The organism is Arthrobacter sp. UYCo732 (assembly GCF_040547265.1).
Classification (GTDB): Bacteria; Actinomycetota; Actinomycetes; order Actinomycetales; family Micrococcaceae; genus Arthrobacter.
Window position 1 is genome coordinate 586,127 of sequence record NZ_JBEPPJ010000001.1, and the last position, 18,056, is coordinate 604,182.

Here is an 18,056-nt window from a genome sequence, read left to right on the forward strand (position 1 = left end):
CGTTGGATCCCTAACGTTGGGTTCATGTCACGCCGGGACTCTAGTGCAGGTCGAGGGGCCCGGCATGCCCGGGAGCGGCTGCAGTCCATGCTGGGCGACGAAGACGGCCTTCTGCTGACGGGCGACGATGGGAAAGCCTTCGAATTCGACGGCGCTGCGAACCTTGGAGGCCCGGATTCTGGTCCCCGATCCGATGGCCAGGACCCACCGGGCAGCGGCAGAGCGGGACCGGCACTGAGATGGCGGGTGGGCCTTCCCGTGGCACTGCTCATTGCTGCCCTCGCGCTGGTGGGAGGCGCCTGGTTCTGGTCGCAGGTGGCTGCCGGGCAGCCCCACGTGCTGCCGCTGAACGACGTTTCGGCCCAGGACAGCGGGCCCGCCGATGACAGGGGCGGTCCCGGGCACGGAACGGAACCTGCGGCGCCGTCTGACCCGCCATCAGGCGTTCCGCAGGCCGGTACAGTCATCATCCATGTCGCCGGCGCCGTTGCGTTGCCCGGTGTTGTGCAGCTGCCCGCCGGCAGCCGGGTACATCAGGCCATCGCCCAGGCTGGCGGCGGCACACTGGCAGCAGACCTGAACCGACTCAACCTGGCCGCTGTGCTGGTGGACGGACAGAAGGTCTACGTTCCCCTCCCGGGTGAATATCTCCCGGCAGATTCCTCCGTTCCGCCGGCCGCGGCGGCGGAGGAGCCTGGCGGTGGTGCGGCGGCAGCTGCAGGAAAGGTCAACCTCAATACCGCTGGCGTCCAAGAACTCGACGCCCTGCCGAAGGTCGGCCCTGTGCTCGCCCAGCGGATCGTGGACTGGCGCAAGGAACACGGCCCCTTCAAATCCGTTGAGGAACTCGATGCCGTTGACGGCGTAGGACCCAAGATGCTCGAAACACTGCTTCCGTTAGTGGGTATTTGAGATGGCCCGACGCAGTCCGTGGAGCCGCTTTGTCGACTCGGCAGTGAACGGATCCGGGGTGCAACGGTCCGCGGTGCAACGGTCCGCTGTGCAATCGCCGGAACCGAGGGCAGCTCCCTTAGCTGCCAGACGGCCGGCTCCGCACGCCACCGCAACCCTGCGCCCGGCGGTGCGCCGGGAGACTCTGAGGCTGGCGGACCATGTCAGGAAGAAGATGCGCGGCCAGGAGCAGGCGGCCACGCCTGCGGATGCGCCTCAGCGGCGCACCGACGTCCGGCTGGGGCTGCCTGCACTGCTGGTCTGGGGTGCCGCCGTGGCCGGAGTTTGGCTCTCCCCAGTATTGCTGGCGGTGCTGTGCGGCCTCTTGCTGGTCTCGGCCGTCTTCTTGCTGGGCCGGGCTGCCCGCGCGAGTAGCCTGCTGGCCCGGCGCAGGAGCTTCCTGACCACCACGGCAGTCGCTTTGATGCTGGCCGCCGCCGCGGCAGCGCACTCTGCTGTCGCCTCCTCGCAGAGCCACGATGGCCCTCTCGCGGAAGGAGCCGCAGCCGGAAAGTCGGTGGTTGCTGTCCTGGAGATTACCGGATCCCCGCGAGCGCTGACGCTCCCGGGACAGGCAGGAATGCCCGAACGGTGGTCGGCCGCGGCCCGGACAGTGGAAGTCACCGTCAGCGGCAACGTCATCCGCACCCGGGCCGAGCTCGTGGTCATGGGCGGCCGGGGCTGGGACAACGTCCTCCCGGGGCAGACGGTCCGGACCGCCGGCAAGCTGAAGCCACCCGATGCGGGACAACAGGAAGCAGCCATCCTCTCGGCATCCACGGCACCCGGTGCGGATGCGGGCGCCGACGCCGCTCCCGCCGGGCAGGCGATGGCCAGGGAGCTGAGGGGCAGGTACGTAGCCGCCGCCTCGTTCCTTGCATCCGATCCCCGCGGCCTCCTGCCGGGAATGGTCACCGGCGACACGTCGGCGCTGGATGAAGGGCTCCATGCGGCCATGAAAACCGTGGGCCTGACCCATCTCACTGCGGTCAGCGGGGCCAACTGCAGCCTGGTCCTCGGCGCCCTGCTGGTTGCGGCGCGCAGCCTCCGGCTCCCCAGGCTCCCTGCTGCCGGGCTGGCCCTGACCGGGCTGGGGATGTTTGTGGTACTCGTAGGCGCAGACGCCAGTGTCCTGCGTGCTGCGCTGATGGGTTCAACCGCCATCGCCTCACTGGCAGGCGGCCGGGCGGGACGCGGGCTCAGCTTCCTCTGCCTCGCCGTGATGGGCCTGCTGCTTATTGACCCCGGCCTGGCAACCAGCTTCGGGTTTCTGCTCTCGGTACTGGCCACGTTGGGGATCATCGTCCTGGGTCCCCGGATGATGGAATGGACGCCCGCGCTCGTTCCACGATGGGCAGCGGCAGCCTGGGCCGTACCATTGTCCGCGCAGCTCCTGTGCGGCCCAGTCATCGTGCTGCTGCAGCCGCAGTTCTCCACCTACTCCCTGCTGGCGAACATCGTGGCGGCGCCGCTCGTGGCACCCGTGACACTCCTGGGCACGGCCGCTGTGCCGCTGGTTTCGTGGGTGCCCTGGCTGGCAACTGCCCTGATCGCCGTCGCAGGCACCTTCAGTGCCGGTGTAGCGGGCACTGCCCGGACCGCCGCAGGCCTGCCAGGGGCCGCCCTGCCCTGGCCCGAGGGCCCGTTTGGTTCCCTGACCATGGTGCTGCTGTCGCTGCTGACCCTTGGCGGCGTCTGGGCAGCCGCCAGTCCCCGCCGCCTGGTGCGGCGTGTCTTCGCGCTGCATGCACGGACGGTATCCCTGCTGGACCTCTTGGACAGGAATCTGCAGGCCTTGCCCAAGCGCCACGGGCGGGGCGGCGCGGTCCGCGGCTTGGAGCGGGGTGTCCGCCATGGCAGGCTTAGATACTGCACCAAAACTTCCGGGAGGAATCCACCATGGCTGCTGCCCAAACCACCCGAACCCGGGCGCCGTCGTCGAATGTTGCCCCCTGGCGGGACGTGACGCCGGCAGCAATCGTCCTGGTGGGCGGACCCGAGGAGTACATCGGCATCCGCGCCATGGACCAGGTCCGCTCACAGGTACGGGCATCGTTCCCGGACGTTGAAGTGAGCCGCCTGGCGGCCGGCAGCTACGAGGCGGGCACCCTGGCCATGAACGTCAGCCCTTCACTCTTCGGCGAACGCAAACTGATCGAAGTCGAGGGCGTTGAAACCATGAACGACGCCTTCCTCGCCGACGCCCTCGCATATTTGGCACACCCTGAGCCTGAGGCGGTCCTGGTCCTGCGACACGCCGGGGGAGTCCGCGGTAAGAAACTCCTCGATGCGGTCAAGGCCGGCGGTTGGCCGGTGGTGGACTGCCAGCCCCTGAAAAAGGACGCGGAGAAGGCAGCTTTCGTGGCGGCTGAGTTCAGGGCAGCCGGTCGGAAGATCACTTCGGACGGGGTGCAGTCGCTGGTCAACGCTGTAGGCGCCAACCTTTCGGAACTCGCAGCGGCCTGCAGCCAGTTGATCGCCGATGCCACGGGCGCGGTGACCCCGGAGTTGGTGGACCGTTATTACGGCGGCAGGATTGAAGCCACGGCCTTTAAAGTTGCCGATGCGGCCATGGCCGGCAACGGTCCGGTGGCGCTGTCCACGCTCCGGCACGCCTTGGCCACAGGAGCTGATCCGGTTCCCCTGGTTGCGGCGCTGGCCGCCAAACTGCGGACGGTTGCCAAAGTGGCCGGCGCCCAGGGCTCCTCCGGGCAAATAGCGAGGGAACTGGGCATGCAGCCGTGGCTGGTGGAGCAGGCGCAGCGTGATGTTCGCCGCTGGACACCGGATGGCCTGGTGCGCGCCATTCAGGCCACGGCCGAAGCAGACGCCCAGGTGAAGGGACTCTCACGTGATCCGGTCTACGCCGTAGAACATGTGGTGACCGTCATCGCCACCTCCGTGCAGCGGCACTGACACTGGTCCTGGAGGCTCACCGAAAGATCCTGCGGCCTGAAGAGCCGTGGCTGGCCCCGCCAGCAGGAACGCTTAAAGAGTTGAGGCCGGCACCCAAGGGTGCCGACCTCAATCATCAGTTCTGGTGAACTGGAAACCTTACAGTGCGTTGACCTTCTTGGAGATCGCCGACTTGCGGTTCGCTGCGTTGTTCTTGTGCAGAACACCCTTGCTGACAGCCTTGTCCAGCTTGCGGCTGGCGGCAACCAGGGCAACAGCAGCTGCATCCTTGTCGGTGGACTCAACGGCGGTGTTGACGGCGCGGATGGCCGTCTTCAGCTCAGACTTGACTGCGTTGTTGCGCAGGCGTGCCTTCTCGTTGGTGAGGATGCGCTTCTTCTGGGACTTGATATTAGCCACGTGTGAACTCTCTTTTTAATGCGGAAATGGTCTAGAGGGCTTTCAGATTGGCCATTGACTGAGCGGCGTGGGGATACCTATGGCGGCCAACCATCAGTGGCCGTCGACCTGCACGGACACACAGCTGTCAAGAATAGCAGACCCTGTGTGGGCTGGCCATTTCGGCTGGTTATTTCCAGCCGTGTCGTTGGCGAAGCCCGGCCGCCACCAGGTCAAAGCGTTTCCGCTCGAGCACAGCACCTTCCCGCCGGATGCTGTCCGGGGCGATCCGCAGTATCCGTCCGAGGTTCGCTTCACTGGGCCGCTGCCGGCGGTCCCAGGTTCCGGTGCCGATGTCCACGTAGTCGCCGGAACGGCGATCGTCCTGGTCGTGGTCCTTGCTGGTCAGCATCAGGGCAAGCAGGTACCGGCCGTTTTTGCCGACCAGCAGGACCGGACGGTCCTTGCCCCGGCTGTAGTCCTCTTCATAGGGCACCCACGTCCACACGATCTCACCGGGATCAGGACTGCCGTCAGGCTGAGGGGCATACCTGATGGCGGAGACGCCGCGGTAGTCGCCGGGATAGCCACTCAGCGGTGCCGGCCGGACCGGCGGCGCCTGGCGTGCCGCTGCCGCGGCTTTCCGTTCCGCCGGGCGGACGGTGCTGGCGCGCAATTTTTGCAGGACCCTGACTGATGTCCGGACGGCGTTGGCCAATGAGCGGAAGTTGATAGGCATGGGCAAACAATATCGCCGATCAGCAGCGCATAATTGCCGCCGGATGCAGTGCGTTGCGCCCGGACGTGGGACACTGGAGGTTCGAAATGTGCGGCCCGTCCGCAGGGTGCCTTCAGTGCGGCCTGCCCGGCTGCCCGAAGCCATCAGTGAATGCCAACAGTAAGGACCCTGCGTGTCTCCCATGGCCCGCACCGCCCCGGTGCCCGCCGCGACAGATCCGGCCATCATTCGGAATTTCTGCATCATCGCGCACATTGACCACGGCAAGTCCACCCTGGCCGACCGTATGCTGCAGTTCACCGGAGTGGTTCAGTCCCGCGACATGAAGGCCCAGTACCTGGATCGCATGGACATCGAACGCGAGCGCGGCATCACCATCAAATCCCAGGCCGTCCGTATGCCGTGGGAACTCGATGGCACCAGCTATGCCCTGAACATGATCGACACCCCCGGCCACGTGGACTTCACCTACGAGGTCTCCCGCTCGCTGGCGGCATGCGAAGGCGCAGTGCTGCTTGTGGATGCGGCCCAGGGCATCGAGGCACAGACCCTCGCCAACCTCTACCTGGCGATGGAAAACAACCTCACCATCATCCCGGTCCTGAACAAGATTGACCTCCCCGCAGCGCAGCCCGAAAAGTATGCTGCCGAGCTTGCCAGCCTGATCGGCGGCGACCCCGACGACGTCCTCCGCGTCTCCGGCAAGACGGGCATGGGCGTCGAGGTGCTGCTGGACAAGATCATCCGCGACCTTCCGGCGCCCGTCGGTGACCCGAATGCTCCCGCGCGGGCCATGATTTTCGACTCTGTCTACGACACGTACCGCGGCGTGGTCACCTACGTCCGTGTGGTCGACGGTATGCTGCACCCCCGTGAACGCATCCAGATGATGTCCACCCGGGCCACCCACGAACTCCTGGAAATTGGTGTGAGCTCCCCGGAACCCACCCCCTCCAAGGGCCTGGGCGTCGGCGAAGTGGGCTACCTCATCACCGGCGTGAAGGACGTGCGCCTATCCAAGGTTGGCGACACCGTCACCAACCTTGCCAAGCCTGCAACTGACTCCCTCCCCGGCTACGCCGACGCCAAGCCCATGGTCTTCTCCGGCCTGTATCCGCTGGACGGCACGGACTACCCCGTGCTCCGCGATGCGCTGGAAAAGCTGATGCTCAACGACGCCGCACTGGTGTACGAGCCCGAAACGTCGGCGGCGCTGGGCTTCGGCTTCCGCGTTGGCTTCCTGGGTCTGCTGCACCTGGAAATCACCCGCGAACGACTGGAACGCGAATACAACCTTGATCTCATCTCCACCGCCCCCAACGTGGAGTACGAGGTAACGCTGGAGGACAAGAAGGTGGTCCATGTGACTAACCCCAGCGAGTACCCCTCCGGCAAAATCGCCGAGGTCCGCGAGCCCATGGTGTCCGCCACCATCCTGGCGCCCAACGAATTTGTTGGGGCCATCATGGAACTCTGCCAGAGCCGGCGAGGTGTCATGGGCGGCATGGACTACCTGTCAGAGGACCGCGTGGAGATCAGGTACCGCCTCCCGCTGGCCGAAATCGTTTTCGATTTCTTCGACATCCTCAAGTCCAAGACCCGTGGCTACGGCTCGCTGGACTGGAAGGCCGACGGCGAGCAGGTAGCCGATCTGGTCAAGGTGGACATCATGCTCCAGGGCGAACAGGTGGATGCATTCTCGGCCATCACCCACCGTGACAAGGCCTACGCCTACGGCGTGATGATGACCAGCAAGCTGCGCGAACTCATTCCTCGGCAGCAGTTCGAAGTGCCGATCCAGGCCGCGATCGGCTCGCGCATCATCGCCCGGGAAAGCATCAGGGCCATCCGCAAGGACGTTCTGGCCAAGTGCTACGGCGGTGACATTTCGCGAAAGCGTAAACTTCTGGAAAAGCAGAAGGAAGGCAAGAAGCGGATGAAGATGGTGGGCCGTGTCGAGGTTCCCCAGGAAGCCTTCATTGCTGCACTGACTACGGACGAGTCCAAGGACAAGGCTAAGAAGTAGTGATGACAGTGGCCCGGACCACGGGAGGCCGCCGCAATGCCTAGCGTTCTTCCCCTTGGCGACCCGGCGCCGTCGGACGGTCTCCTGCCTGCCCAGGCAACGGGCGGTGCGGCGGGCCGGGCCTTCGGGCTCTACGTGCACATCCCGTTCTGCGCCGTCCGGTGCGGATACTGCGATTTCAACACGTACACGGCCACCGAACTCGGTGGCGGCGCGTCCCAGGACGCCTATGCCGACACCGCTATTTCCGAGGTCCGGCTGGCCGCAGGGGTCCTCATGGACTCCGGGTTGCCCGCCCGGCCACTGAGCACCGTGTTCTTCGGCGGCGGGACCCCCACGCTGCTCCCGGCGGAAGACCTTGCACGGATCCTGGCCGCAGCCGTCGGGGAATGGGGACTTGAGGATGGCGCCGAAGTCACCACCGAAGCGAACCCGGATTCTGTCACTCCCGAATCTTTGGCAATGCTGAAGGATGCCGGCTTCACCCGGGTTTCCTTTGGCATGCAGTCAGCAGTTCCGCACGTGCTCAAAGTCCTGGACCGCACGCACACACCCAGCCGGGTGCCGCAGGTGGTGCAGTGGGCGCGCGAGGCCGGACTGGCCGTGAGCCTGGACCTGATCTACGGGACACCGGGCGAGTCCCTCGATGACTGGCGGTATTCCCTGGAGACCGCCCTGTCCTATCAGCCGGACCATATCAGCGCCTACGCACTGATCGTCGAGGACGGGACCAAGCTCGCCGCGCAGATCCGCCGGGGTGAAGTTGCGGGGATCGACGACGATGACCACGCCGATAAGTATGAGCTCGCGGACCAGCTGATCGGCGAAGCCGGGTTGAGCTGGTATGAGGTCAGCAACTGGTCCCGCACGCCCGAGCAGGCCTGCCGGCACAATCTCGCCTACTGGCGCGGGGATGACTGGTGGGGCATTGGCCCCGGCGCACACTCCCACGTGGGCGGTGTGCGCTGGTGGAACGTCAAGCATCCCACCGCTTACGCGGGGCGGCTCGCGCAAGGGCTCTCACCGGCGGCCGGCCGGGAAACGCTCGACGCCGAAACGCGGGACATGGAGCGGGTGATGCTGGAGGCCAGGCTCGTTTCCGGAGTCCACGTCCCGTCGCTGGGACAGGACGGCCGCCACGCTGTTGCCGGGCTGATCGCCGATGGCCTCGTGGAGCCGGCGGCCGCCTTCCGCGGCACGCTGGTCCTGACGCTGAAGGGCCGCCTGCTGGCCGACGCCGTGGTCCGACGGATCCTGCCTGACTGACCCCGCGTTGCTTTTCGGCTATTTGATCCAGCGCAGGTTGTACTGGTAACGGTGGGGCTGGCCCTTGTTGACATGGATGCCGGCGGCCACCGAGAAGCAGGTCAGGGCAATCCAGATCAGGGTTGCGATGACGGCGAAAATGTTCCCCACCACCGGAATGAACACCAGGATGTTGGCCACCAGCGCCGCGATGGTGGGCGGCAGGCTGAAGTTCAGTGCTTCCTTAGACTCCTGCGCAGTGAACGGCCCGCGTTCACGGAAAATCAGGTAAATCAGCAGGGACGGTACGCAGCCGAGGATCCCGCCAAAGTGTGCCAGCGTGGCCCATTGACGGTCTTCGCTGGCCGTGAGGGGCAACGCGTTTGCGGGAACGCCCTGGTACTCGGAACGGCTTTGGTCGTCCCGGTGCTCGCGTGCGTTTTGTGCCACGGTTTCTTCCTTCGAAAGTGCAATGGTGCTGGTTTCGCGAATGCCGGCCTATCGCAGCAACAGTCTCCGCAGTACCAAGAATACTGGTTCCGCTGCCAAATGCCGCCGTCGATAGCGGGCATGGGGCAGGACCGGCGCCGCCGGGGCTACTGCGCCGTGAGGAAGTCGATGACTTCCTCCACCCGCCCCAGGAGCGACGCTTCCAGATCTGCATAGGTGCGGACCGCACCCAACAGCTTCTGCCAGCCCAGGCCGATGTCCTCCTTGGTGGAGTGCGGCCAGCCGAACGCTGCCAGGATGCCGGTCTTCCAGTCCTGACCCCGGGGCACCACGGGCCACTGGTCAATGCCCAGCACCGCGGGCCGGATGGCCTGCCACACGTCAACGTAAGGGTGCCCAACGATCAGAACGTTGCCGGCGGCACCGGGAGAGGCCATCACACCGGCCGCGATGCGCCACTCCTTTGAGTCCGGGACCAGGTGGTCCACCAGGACCCCAAGCCGCCGTCCGGGACCGGGACCAAAGGCGGCCACCGCCCCCGCGAGGTCGTCGATGCCGTGCAAAGGCTCCACGACGATGCCCTCCACGCGCAGATCGTCACCCCAGACCTTTTCCACGAGTTCGGCGTCGTGCTTTCCCTCCACCCAGATCCTGCTCGCTTTGGCCACCTGGGCACGCTGGCCGGCCACGCGCACCGAACCGGACGCTGTCCGGCCAGCTGGAGCGGCGGTGTTCTGCCTGGGCACGGGCGGCACCAGCCGGATGGGCCGGCCTTCCAAAAGGAAACCGAATCCAAGCCGGAACGAACGCGACTTGCCGCGCCGGTCCTCGAGGGCCACCACATGCATGCCGCCGGACTTCTCCACCCGGGTCACCGCTCCCACCCAACCGGACTGGGCGTCTTCGAGAACCATGCCGCGTTCGACGGGAACCTCGGGCAGTTCGTTCCGGACGGGCGCGCTGATCTCCTGCGGACCCCAGTTCTGGTATTGCATGGATTGATTCCGCCTTGTGCTAGATCGTGCCCCCGGAATGTTCGCCCGGAGCGGTACCAATGCTAACAACGGGGTGAGTCATATTAGACTGTTAGCACTTAGGCACGTCGAGTGCTAACAGGCCGTGGCCATTGAGGCGCAACCGTGGATGGAGGTGGAGTGTGAGCGAGCCGCGCAAACTGGAAGTACTGCGTGCCATCGTGGAGGACTATGTGCACTCCCGCGAGCCCGTGGGTTCGAAGGCCCTGGTTGAACGCCATCATCTCGGTGTGTCCAGCGCAACCATCCGCAACGACATGGCGGCCCTGGAAGACGAGGGCCTGATCACCGCGCCGCACACCAGCGCCGGCCGCATCCCCACGGACAAGGGCTACCGGCTGTTTGTGGACCAGATTTCCGCCGTGAAGCCGCTCTCGCCGGCGGAAAAGAAGGCCATCCAGTCATTGCTGGAGGGATCTGATGACCTGGATGACGTCCTGGACCGGACTGTCCGGCTGCTCTCCCAGCTGACCAACCAGGTGGCCGTGGTGCAGTACCCCCATCTGAGCCGGGCCACCATCCGTCACATCGAATTTGTTCTGCTGGCGCCCCGTCAGGTACTTCTGGTGCTCATCGCCACCACCGGCAAGGTGGAGCAGCGCGTGCTCGACGTCGGCCAGGACCTTGGCGAGGACGGTATCGCCGCCATGCGGACACACTTCCTCGGATCGCTGGCTGGCACACCGCTGAGCCGGCTGGCCCAGTCGTTGCCGGGCGTGGTGTTTTCTGTCGCTCCCGGCCAGCGTGCTGCTGCCCAGGCGCTGGCACAGGGGCTGGAAACGCTCGCGCACAGCAGCCGCGAGGACCGCATGGTGATGGCCGGGACGGCGAACCTGGCCAGGTCCAACGTGGATTTTCCCCTCAGCATCGGACCGGTGCTCGAAGCACTGGAGGAGCAGGTTGTCTTGCTCCGCCTGCTCAGTGACATGGCCCAGGACCCGCGTGGAGTCACCGTCAGCATCGGCCGCGAAAATCCTTATGACGGCCTGGCCGAAGCCTCCGTGGTGGCCACCGCCTACGGACCGGACAGCACGGCCAAGATCGGTGTGCTGGGCCCTACCCGGATGGACTATCCCACCACCATGGCCGCCGTCAGGGCAGTGGCCCGTTACCTGTCAAGAATTCTGGGTCCGTAACAGCCGCGGTCCAGGCATGAAGAGCGGAGCCGGCAGCCCGGCTGCCGGCAGTACAACAAGGAAGAGATACGAACTTTGAGCAGCCACTACGACGTCCTCGGAGTCTCGCCGGAAGCCACCGGAGAAGAGATCAAGAAGGCCTACCGCAAGCTGGCCCGCACCCTTCACCCGGACGTTAATCCCGGGGACGATGCGTCGGACCGCTTCAAGGCCGTGACCCACGCCTACGAGGTACTTTCGGACCCCCAGAAGCGCCGCGTCTATGACACCACCGGTAACGAAAACGGTACCGACAATGGTTTCGGCGGCGGTGGATACGCCGGCCAGGGCTTCGCGTTCCAGGACATTTTCGATACGTTCTTCGGCGCCGGCGGATCCTCGGGCCCGGCGTCACGGGTCCGCCGCGGCCAGGACGCCCTCATCAGCGTCCGGATCGAACTCCGCGATGCCGTGTTCGGCGTCAACCGCAAACTTGAGGTGGATACCGCCGTCACCTGCCCCACCTGCAACGGCTCCTGCTGCCGCGACGGGAGCCACCCTGAACGCTGCGATATCTGCGGCGGCAGCGGCCAGGTCCAGCGTGCGGTGCGCTCCATCCTGGGCCAGGTCATGACGGCGGCCCCGTGCGGCAGCTGTGAAGGCTTCGGGACTGTGATCAAGGATCCCTGCAACGAGTGCAGCGGCCAGGGCCGCATCCGCAGCCGCCGGTCGCTCACCATCAAGGTGCCGGCCGGCGTGGCAACGGGTACCCGCATCCAGCTCTCCGGGCAGGGCGAGGCTGGCCCGGCCGGAGGTCCGGCCGGTGATCTGTACGTCGAGATCCGGGTCAACAACGACGCCACGTACGTCCGCGACGGCGACGACCTGCACGCGACGCTGCACATTCCGATGACCGCCGCAGCGCTGGGCACCGAGGTGTCCCTGGATACGTTTGACGGGATTCAGGAGATCGACGTCAAGGCGGGGACCCAGGCCGGCGAGGTCATCACGCTCCGCGGCCTGGGCGTCACGCATCTGCGCGGCTACGGCCGAGGGGACCTCATGGTCCACCTGCAGGTGGAGACACCGGCAAAGCTGGACGCCGCACAGGAGGATCTCCTGCGGCAGCTGGCCAAGTTGCGCGGTGAGCAGTTCACGGAGGGCAAGCTGGCGGCCAGCGGCGGGGTCTTCGCCAAGCTGCGGGACCGGTTCGGTAACCTGTAGCGGTGAGCAACCCCGTTTTTTTCAGCGGCGCCGGGTCGCTGGACGCCGTGGTGCCCGGTGCCCGGTACTCCCTGCAGGGCCCGGAGGCGCGACATGCCGTAACGGTTAAGCGGCTGACCCCGGGCGAATCCGTGGACATTGCGGACGGCGCCGGGAAGCGGCTGACCGGAACGGTGGTTGCCGCGTCACCTGCCGAGCTCACCGTGGAATGCGCCGTGATGGCGGTGGAGGACCAGCCAGACATTCGGCTGGTGCTGGTCCAGGCCCTGGCCAAAGGCGACCGCGACGAACTCGCCGTGGAAACAGCCACCGAATTAGGGATCGACGCCGTTGTGCCCTGGCAATCGGAACGCTCTATTGTGCGCTGGAAGGGTGAGCGCGCCGCGAAGGCCCATGCTAAATGGCAGTCAGCGGTCACAGCGGCCGCAAAACAGGCGCGGCGCGCCTGGATTCCCGAGGTACGTGCCGCCGTCGAAACCCCCGGGTTGGCTGTTGCCGTGGCCGCCGCGGACTTGGCGGTGATTCTTCATGAAGACGCAGTACGGCCGCTCCGGTCTGTGCTTGAAGCCTGGCACGCCGGCGAGCCGCAGGCCGGCCCACGGGAAGTCCTGCTCATCGTCGGCCCGGAGGGCGGGATCAGTCCCCGCGAAGTTACCCGGCTCTGCGATGCAGGTGCCGTGACGGCTCTCCTGGGTCACCATGTCCTGCGGTCGTCCACTGCCGGACCTGCGGCAGTTGTGGTGGCGAGCGATGTGTTGGGACGCTGGAGCGCCCTGTACCCCTGAAAACTAGCTGACGTTGAACTTCCTCGTATCTACGTTTTGCTCCGCTCTGCTGCCGCCGCCGTCCGTTTGGGACACGCGGAGCTCATAACTTCCGGAGGACAGGCTGAGGGCCAGAGTGAACAGGCCGGCCTGGGTGGCGTCCGTGCCGGCTGTGGTCTCGCCAGTCAGGTAGGGCGTCTTGTCCCCGTTCCCCGCGGTCCGCAGGATCTGCCAGCGGAGCTTGTCGCCGGGGACGGTGCTGCGGCCGGTGATCTTGACACTGCCGCCGGCAAAATCCGTACCCTCCTGCGGATCGATAATCCACACGGGCGCCACCATCCCGGGGGCCCGCGACATGGGAGCACCCAACTGGACGTGGTCGAAGGCGACGTAGTCCGTGTGGCTGTCCACCAGGACCCGGACCTGGATCTGCTGGCCGGAGTCGATCAGGCCGCTACTTGCCGCCGCCGCGGTGGCGGTAAAGACCAACTGCTGAATGGCACGGACGGCCATGTCGGCGTCGAGGTTGCTGTTGAATGCATCCGCCGAGACGTCGACGGTGATGACATTCTTACCGGAGATCGAGGTTGCCAGCTTTGCGGGGCTCTGCCACGGCGTGAAAAAATCAGGGTCGAGTGGCTTCTCCGACATCATGGCGCGCAGTGCGCGTGTTACCGGGTTCTCCTGTTCCGGGACATCCCGGAACTCGCGGTACAGGAAGGCATTGCCGTCACTGCGGCCAATCCAGTACACGGGCGCCTTGTTTGATGACTGGGTAGTCTCCAGCGGGGCGCTCGTGGACAGCACGCCGGGAGAACCGGTGGCGGCAGCGGTGGAGTTGGCCGTCAGGATGGGCTCGGGGCCGGCGTCCGCAATGCAGCCGGTCAGCAGGAGGAGCACTGGCAGGAGACCCACGACGCCCCGGGCGCGGACATGCCGTGAGGCGCGTCCGGCAGTGCGGGGGGTGGGTGTTTCCGGCACTCTGATGGCCTGCCCTTCCTGGCTGAGAATGATGAGGCCGTGGCCCCGTGAGCCGGTCCCCGGACGGCCTGGATTTCAAGCATCGCATAGAGCTGCACACCAAAAGTGCCCAATCCGCCCGTTGCGCCCAACTGCAACGGGAACGAGATGAGCCCGATATGAAGTTGATACCTAAAGACGTCGGGAGCCGCACAGCATCGACTTGGGGGCGCCTGTTGGCTGGCCCCTTCCGACGCCGCAGCGAGGGGCGTCCTGGCGTAAGATAGAAGTAATCCGCTGGCTCCCGCGTACTCGGCAACAGACCGTCCACGCAGCATCCGGCGGTCTTTAAGTTCGAACTGGAGGAGACCACGGGCCTGCGGGCCAGCACCATGACTGAATCAACCAACGGAAAGCGCCGGCTGAACACCGACCGCGCCGCCGGAGAATTCCCCCACTCACTTCCCGGTGTCCGGACGGAGGTGGTTCTCTTTGACAACTCCGATCAGATGGTCCAATCCCTCGGCAGCCATGATGAGGCCCTGCGCTACATCGAAGAACAGTTTCCGGCCGTCAACTTCCACGTCCGCGGAAACGAACTTTCCATCAGCGGCCCCGCCACCGAAGTGCCCCGCATCATGCGGCTGCTGCACGAAGTGCGCGGCCTTGTGGCCCGCGGCACCGTCATCAGCCCCTCGGTCCTTCAGCAAATCGTGGCATTGCTCCGCAGCCAGTCCCTGCAGAATCCCGTGGATGTCCTCACCCACGACATCCTCTCCAGCCGGGGGAAAACCATCCGGCCCAAGACGCTGAACCAGAAGAACTACGTTGACGCGATCGACGCCAACACCGTAATCTTCGGGATTGGCCCGGCCGGTACCGGCAAGACGTATCTGGCCATGGCCAAGGCCGTCCAGGCGCTGCAGCAGAAGGAAGTCAGCCGGATTATCCTGACCCGGCCGGCCGTCGAGGCAGGCGAGCGGCTGGGGTTCCTGCCAGGCACACTCAGCGACAAAATCGACCCCTACCTGCGCCCGCTGTACGACGCGCTCCACGACATGATGGATCCGGAAGCAATCCCGCGCCTGATGGCCGCCGGAACCATCGAGGTCGCACCACTGGCTTACATGCGCGGGCGCACCCTCAACGACGCGTTTATCATCCTCGACGAGGCGCAGAACACCACGCCCGAACAGATGAAGATGTTCCTCACCCGGCTTGGCTTTGGATCGAAGATGGTGGTCACCGGAGACGTCACGCAGGTGGACCTCCCGTTCGGCACCCGTTCGGGGCTGCGGATTGTGGAGGAGATCCTGCAGGGCATCAAAGACGTCAATTTCACAGTCCTGGATTCCACGGACGTGGTCCGCCACCGTCTGGTGGGCGACATCGTCCGGGCCTACAGCCTTTGGGATGACGTCCAGCGGAACAAGGTCAAACACTCGGTCAGCCGCGAAAAACGGGGGGAGCACGCATGAGCATCGAAGTAAACAACGAATCAGGCATCCAGGTGGATGAAGCTGGCCTCGTAGCGCTGTCCCGGTACATTTTCGAGCAGTTGTATATCCACCCCCAGGCTGAACTTTCCATCCTGCTGGTGGACGAACCCGCCATGGAAAAGCTCCACATTGAACTGATGGACGAGCCCGGATCCACCGACGTACTCTCGGTTCCCATGGACGAACTGACCCCAGGCACGCCGGACCGGCCCACGCCCCAAGGGATGCTGGGGGACATCGCAGTGTGCCCTCAGGTCGCGCAGGTCCAGGCTGCTAACGCCGGCCACGCCCTGCAGGATGAGATGCTGCTCCTGACTACCCACGGGCTCCTGCATCTGCTGGGCTACGACCACGCTGAGTCTGAAGAAAAGGAAGAAATGTTTGGCCTCCAGCGCCAGCTGCTTTCCGGATTCACCGGTAAGGACGCTCCCGCCGAGACTACGCAGTGACGCCCCTGCTCCTTGTTGGCATGGCCCTGGTATTCATTAGCACCGCTGCACTCCTGACCGCTGCTGACGCCGCATTTACCTTCCTGCCCCGGCACGACGCCGAAGACGCGCTCCTGAAAAGCCGGGGCAACGCCATGAGCCGCATTCTTGCCCAGCCAGTGGCGCACATCCGGGCCTTGCGCTTCTGGCGGGTCTGGTTCGAGATGGCTTCGGCCGTGGCCGTGGCCGTCCTGCTGCACAGCCTACTGGATAACGTATGGCTCGCCGGCCTGGCCGCCACCGGCATCATGGCTCTGCTGGGGTTCGTGATAGTAGGGGTTTCCCCGCGCCAGATCGGCAGGCTCCATTCGGCCTCTGTTGTCCGCTACACGGCGCCCCTCATCCGGTTCCTGACCTGGATCCTGGGCCCCATCCCGCGATGGCTGGTGGCGCTCGGCAGCGCCGCCGCACCGGGCGCACCGGCAGGCGATGAGGCGTTCTTCAGTGAACAGGAATTCCGTGAGCTCGTGGACCGCGCCTCCGAATCGGACATGATTGAAGACACCGAAGCGGAAATGATCCAGTCCGTCTTTGATTTCGGCGACACGCTGGTGCGGGCCGTCATGGTTCCCAGGACGGACATCCTCAGTATCGACGCCGGCTCAAGCCTCCGGCGGGCCATGTCGCTGTTCCTGCGCTCGGGCTATTCCCGGATCCCCGTGATCCGGGACAACACGGACCAGATCCTCGGAATCGTCTACCTTAAAGACGTAGCAGCCACGCTGCACGAACTGGGACCCGAAGACGAACAGCCGCCCGTCGAGGCCCTCGCCCGCGAAGTACGGTATGTTCCCGAGTCCAAGCCGGTCAGCGACCTGCTGCGTGAACTCCAAAAGGAATCAACCCACGTGGCCATTGTCATCGACGAATACGGTGGTACCGCGGGCCTCGTGACCCTGGAGGACCTCATCGAGGAAATCGTCGGGGAAATCGTGGATGAGTACGACACCGAAACCGCCGAAGCCGTTCCCCTGGGCGGTGGCTCTTTCCGCGTCAGCGCAAGGATGAGCATTGATGACTTGGGTGAGCTTTTCGATATCGAACTCGACGACGACGAAGTGGACACCGTAGGCGGGTTGCTGGCCAAGGCCCTCGGCCGTGTGCCCATCGTTGGCAGCCACGTGGACGTGCACGGCATCTCGCTGCGCGCTGAAAGGCTTGAGGGCCGGCGCAACCGGGTCAGCCACATCATTGCGGCCGCCGTACCAAAAGTAGACACTGACCTTGAAGACCTCTTCGACGAGGCGGAAGCAACCCAGCAGGGAGTTCCACGTGAACAAGAAAAATAACCGCCCAGCCAACCAGGGTTCCGACACGCCGGACTACGGCGGCTACCGGGCCGGGTTTTCGGTGCTGGTGGGGCGCCCCAACGCGGGCAAATCAACCCTGACCAATGCCTTGGTAGGGCAAAAGGTGGCCATTACCTCTGCCAAACCGCAGACGACGCGGCACACCATCCGGGGCATCGTCCACCGTGAGGACGCCCAGCTGATCCTGGTGGACACTCCGGGCCTGCACCGGCCCCGTACGCTGCTGGGCAAACGGCTTAACGATCTGGTGGCGGACACTCTGGCCGAGGTCGACGCCATCGGCTTCTGCCTGCCTGCCAACGAGAAGATCGGCCCCGGCGACAAGTTCATCGCCGCCCAGCTCGCCCAGGTGGGGAGCAAGCCTGTCATCGCCATCGTGACCAAGGCCGATCTGGTGGACCGGCAGGCGTTGACCGAGCAGCTTCTCGCTGTCGCCGCCCTGGGCCGGGAAGTCTTCGGAGAGGACGGATGGAAAGACATCGTTCCCGTCTCCGCCGCCGATGGCTTCCAGGTGGGCACCCTGGCTGATGTCCTCATCAGCCATATGCCGCCGTCGCCGCCGCTATACCCGGACGGGCACCTGACGGACGAACCGGAAGCAGTGATGATCGCCGAGCTCATCCGGGAGGCTGCCCTCGAAGGCGTCCGCGATGAATTGCCGCACTCCCTGGCCGTCGTTGTCGATGAGATCGTTCCGCGTGAAGGCCGGCCCGAGGACCGGCCGTTCCTGGACGTGCGGGTTAATCTCTATGTGGAACGTCCTTCCCAGAAGGCCATCATCATCGGCAAGGGCGGCGCCCGGCTTCGGGAAGTCGGCACCAATGCACGCAAAGGCATCGAGGCACTGCTGGGCGCCCGCATCTACCTTGACCTGCACGTAAAAGTCGCCAAGGACTGGCAGCGGGACCCGAAGCAGCTGGTCAAGCTCGGTTTCTGACGCAACGGAACCCGTTGCCC

At 65.3% G+C, this 18,056-nt stretch carries 17 protein-coding genes; 12 read left to right on the plus strand and 5 right to left on the minus strand.

Annotated features, from left to right (window positions below; all coding sequences use genetic code 11):
* Positions 1–24: 24 nt before the first annotated feature.
* From ABIB45_RS02815 to holA, 3 genes are all read left to right on the plus strand, one after another.
* The gene (locus ABIB45_RS02815) at positions 25–912 is read left to right on the plus strand and encodes a helix-hairpin-helix domain-containing protein (RefSeq protein ID WP_354214369.1); all 888 of its coding nucleotides are present in this window, start codon (positions 25–27) and stop codon (positions 910–912) included.
* Positions 913–1,126: 214 nt separating this feature from the next.
* Positions 1,127–2,917 carry a ComEC/Rec2 family competence protein gene (locus tag ABIB45_RS02820; protein WP_354214370.1) on the plus strand — a complete coding sequence of 597 codons (1,791 nt, stop codon included), beginning with the start codon at positions 1,127–1,129 and terminating at the stop codon, positions 2,915–2,917.
* Positions 2,851–3,867 carry a DNA polymerase III subunit delta gene (holA, locus tag ABIB45_RS02825; RefSeq protein WP_354214371.1) on the plus strand — a complete coding sequence of 339 codons (1,017 nt, stop codon included), beginning with the start codon at positions 2,851–2,853 and terminating at the stop codon, positions 3,865–3,867. Before ABIB45_RS02820 ends, holA begins: the two co-directional genes overlap by 67 nt.
* A 138-nt stretch (positions 3,868–4,005) precedes the next feature.
* Here the strand turns inward: holA and rpsT are convergent, their stop codons facing one another.
* Together rpsT and ABIB45_RS02835 are read right to left on the minus strand one after the other, a co-directional pair.
* Positions 4,006–4,266, minus strand: a complete 261-nt coding sequence (rpsT, locus tag ABIB45_RS02830) for a 30S ribosomal protein S20 (RefSeq protein ID WP_066291556.1) — start codon at positions 4,264–4,266, stop codon at positions 4,006–4,008.
* Between the two features lie 169 nt (positions 4,267–4,435).
* The gene (locus tag ABIB45_RS02835; RefSeq protein ID WP_354214372.1) at positions 4,436–4,984 is read right to left on the minus strand and encodes a type II toxin-antitoxin system PemK/MazF family toxin; all 549 of its coding nucleotides are present in this window, start codon (positions 4,982–4,984) and stop codon (positions 4,436–4,438) included.
* Positions 4,985–5,156: 172 nt separating this feature from the next.
* Here ABIB45_RS02835 and lepA point away from each other — a divergent pair, with 172 nt between their 5' ends.
* Positions 5,157–7,010: a translation elongation factor 4 gene (gene lepA / locus ABIB45_RS02840; protein WP_354214373.1), complete on the plus strand. Its 1,854-nt coding sequence runs from the start codon at positions 5,157–5,159 to the stop codon at positions 7,008–7,010.
* A 36-nt stretch (positions 7,011–7,046) separates the two neighbouring features.
* Positions 7,047–8,276: a radical SAM family heme chaperone HemW gene (gene hemW, locus ABIB45_RS02845; RefSeq protein ID WP_354214374.1), complete on the plus strand. Its 1,230-nt coding sequence runs from the start codon at positions 7,047–7,049 to the stop codon at positions 8,274–8,276.
* A gap of 18 nt (positions 8,277–8,294) precedes the next feature.
* Here the strand turns inward: hemW and ABIB45_RS02850 are convergent, their stop codons facing one another.
* Positions 8,295–8,705: a DUF4870 domain-containing protein gene (locus ABIB45_RS02850; protein ID WP_354214375.1), complete on the minus strand. Its 411-nt coding sequence runs from the start codon at positions 8,703–8,705 to the stop codon at positions 8,295–8,297.
* 146 nt (positions 8,706–8,851) lie between these two features.
* Positions 8,852–9,700 (minus strand): DUF3097 domain-containing protein, encoded by an 849-nt coding sequence (locus ABIB45_RS02855; RefSeq protein WP_354214376.1) that lies wholly within the window; start codon positions 9,698–9,700, stop codon positions 8,852–8,854.
* 161 nt (positions 9,701–9,861) lie between these two features.
* Between ABIB45_RS02855 and hrcA the strand changes: the two genes are divergently transcribed.
* The 3 genes from hrcA (at position 9,862) to ABIB45_RS02870 (ending at position 12,863) form a co-directional block, all read left to right on the plus strand.
* Positions 9,862–10,875 carry a heat-inducible transcriptional repressor HrcA gene (hrcA, locus tag ABIB45_RS02860; protein ID WP_354214377.1) on the plus strand — a complete coding sequence of 338 codons (1,014 nt, stop codon included), beginning with the start codon at positions 9,862–9,864 and terminating at the stop codon, positions 10,873–10,875.
* A gap of 75 nt (positions 10,876–10,950) precedes the next feature.
* Positions 10,951–12,078, plus strand: coding sequence for a molecular chaperone DnaJ (gene dnaJ / locus ABIB45_RS02865; RefSeq protein ID WP_354214378.1), 1,128 nt, complete (start codon positions 10,951–10,953; stop codon positions 12,076–12,078).
* 2 nt (positions 12,079–12,080) lie between these two features.
* A complete protein-coding gene (locus ABIB45_RS02870) occupies positions 12,081–12,863 on the plus strand; it encodes a 16S rRNA (uracil(1498)-N(3))-methyltransferase (RefSeq protein WP_354214379.1) in 783 nt (260 codons plus the stop codon).
* A gap of 3 nt (positions 12,864–12,866) precedes the next feature.
* Here the strand turns inward: ABIB45_RS02870 and ABIB45_RS02875 are convergent, their stop codons facing one another.
* The gene (locus tag ABIB45_RS02875; RefSeq protein ID WP_354214380.1) at positions 12,867–13,823 is read right to left on the minus strand and encodes a GerMN domain-containing protein; all 957 of its coding nucleotides are present in this window, start codon (positions 13,821–13,823) and stop codon (positions 12,867–12,869) included.
* A gap of 371 nt (positions 13,824–14,194) precedes the next feature.
* Here ABIB45_RS02875 and ABIB45_RS02880 point away from each other — a divergent pair, with 371 nt between their 5' ends.
* From ABIB45_RS02880 to era, 4 genes are read left to right on the plus strand one after another with little or no spacing between them, the layout of a single operon-like run.
* Positions 14,195–15,280, plus strand: coding sequence for a PhoH family protein (locus ABIB45_RS02880; protein ID WP_354214381.1), 1,086 nt, complete (start codon positions 14,195–14,197; stop codon positions 15,278–15,280).
* A complete protein-coding gene (gene ybeY, locus ABIB45_RS02885; protein WP_354214382.1) occupies positions 15,277–15,750 on the plus strand; it encodes an rRNA maturation RNase YbeY in 474 nt (157 codons plus the stop codon). The genes ABIB45_RS02880 and ybeY overlap by 4 nt, the downstream gene beginning before the upstream one ends.
* Entirely contained in the window at positions 15,747–17,078 is a 1,332-nt protein-coding gene (locus ABIB45_RS02890; RefSeq protein WP_354214383.1) for a hemolysin family protein, read from the plus strand. The genes ybeY and ABIB45_RS02890 overlap by 4 nt, the downstream gene beginning before the upstream one ends.
* Positions 17,062–18,036 (plus strand): GTPase Era, encoded by a 975-nt coding sequence (gene era, locus ABIB45_RS02895; protein ID WP_354214384.1) that lies wholly within the window; start codon positions 17,062–17,064, stop codon positions 18,034–18,036. The genes ABIB45_RS02890 and era overlap by 17 nt, the downstream gene beginning before the upstream one ends.
* The last annotated feature ends 20 nt before the right edge of the window (positions 18,037–18,056 follow it).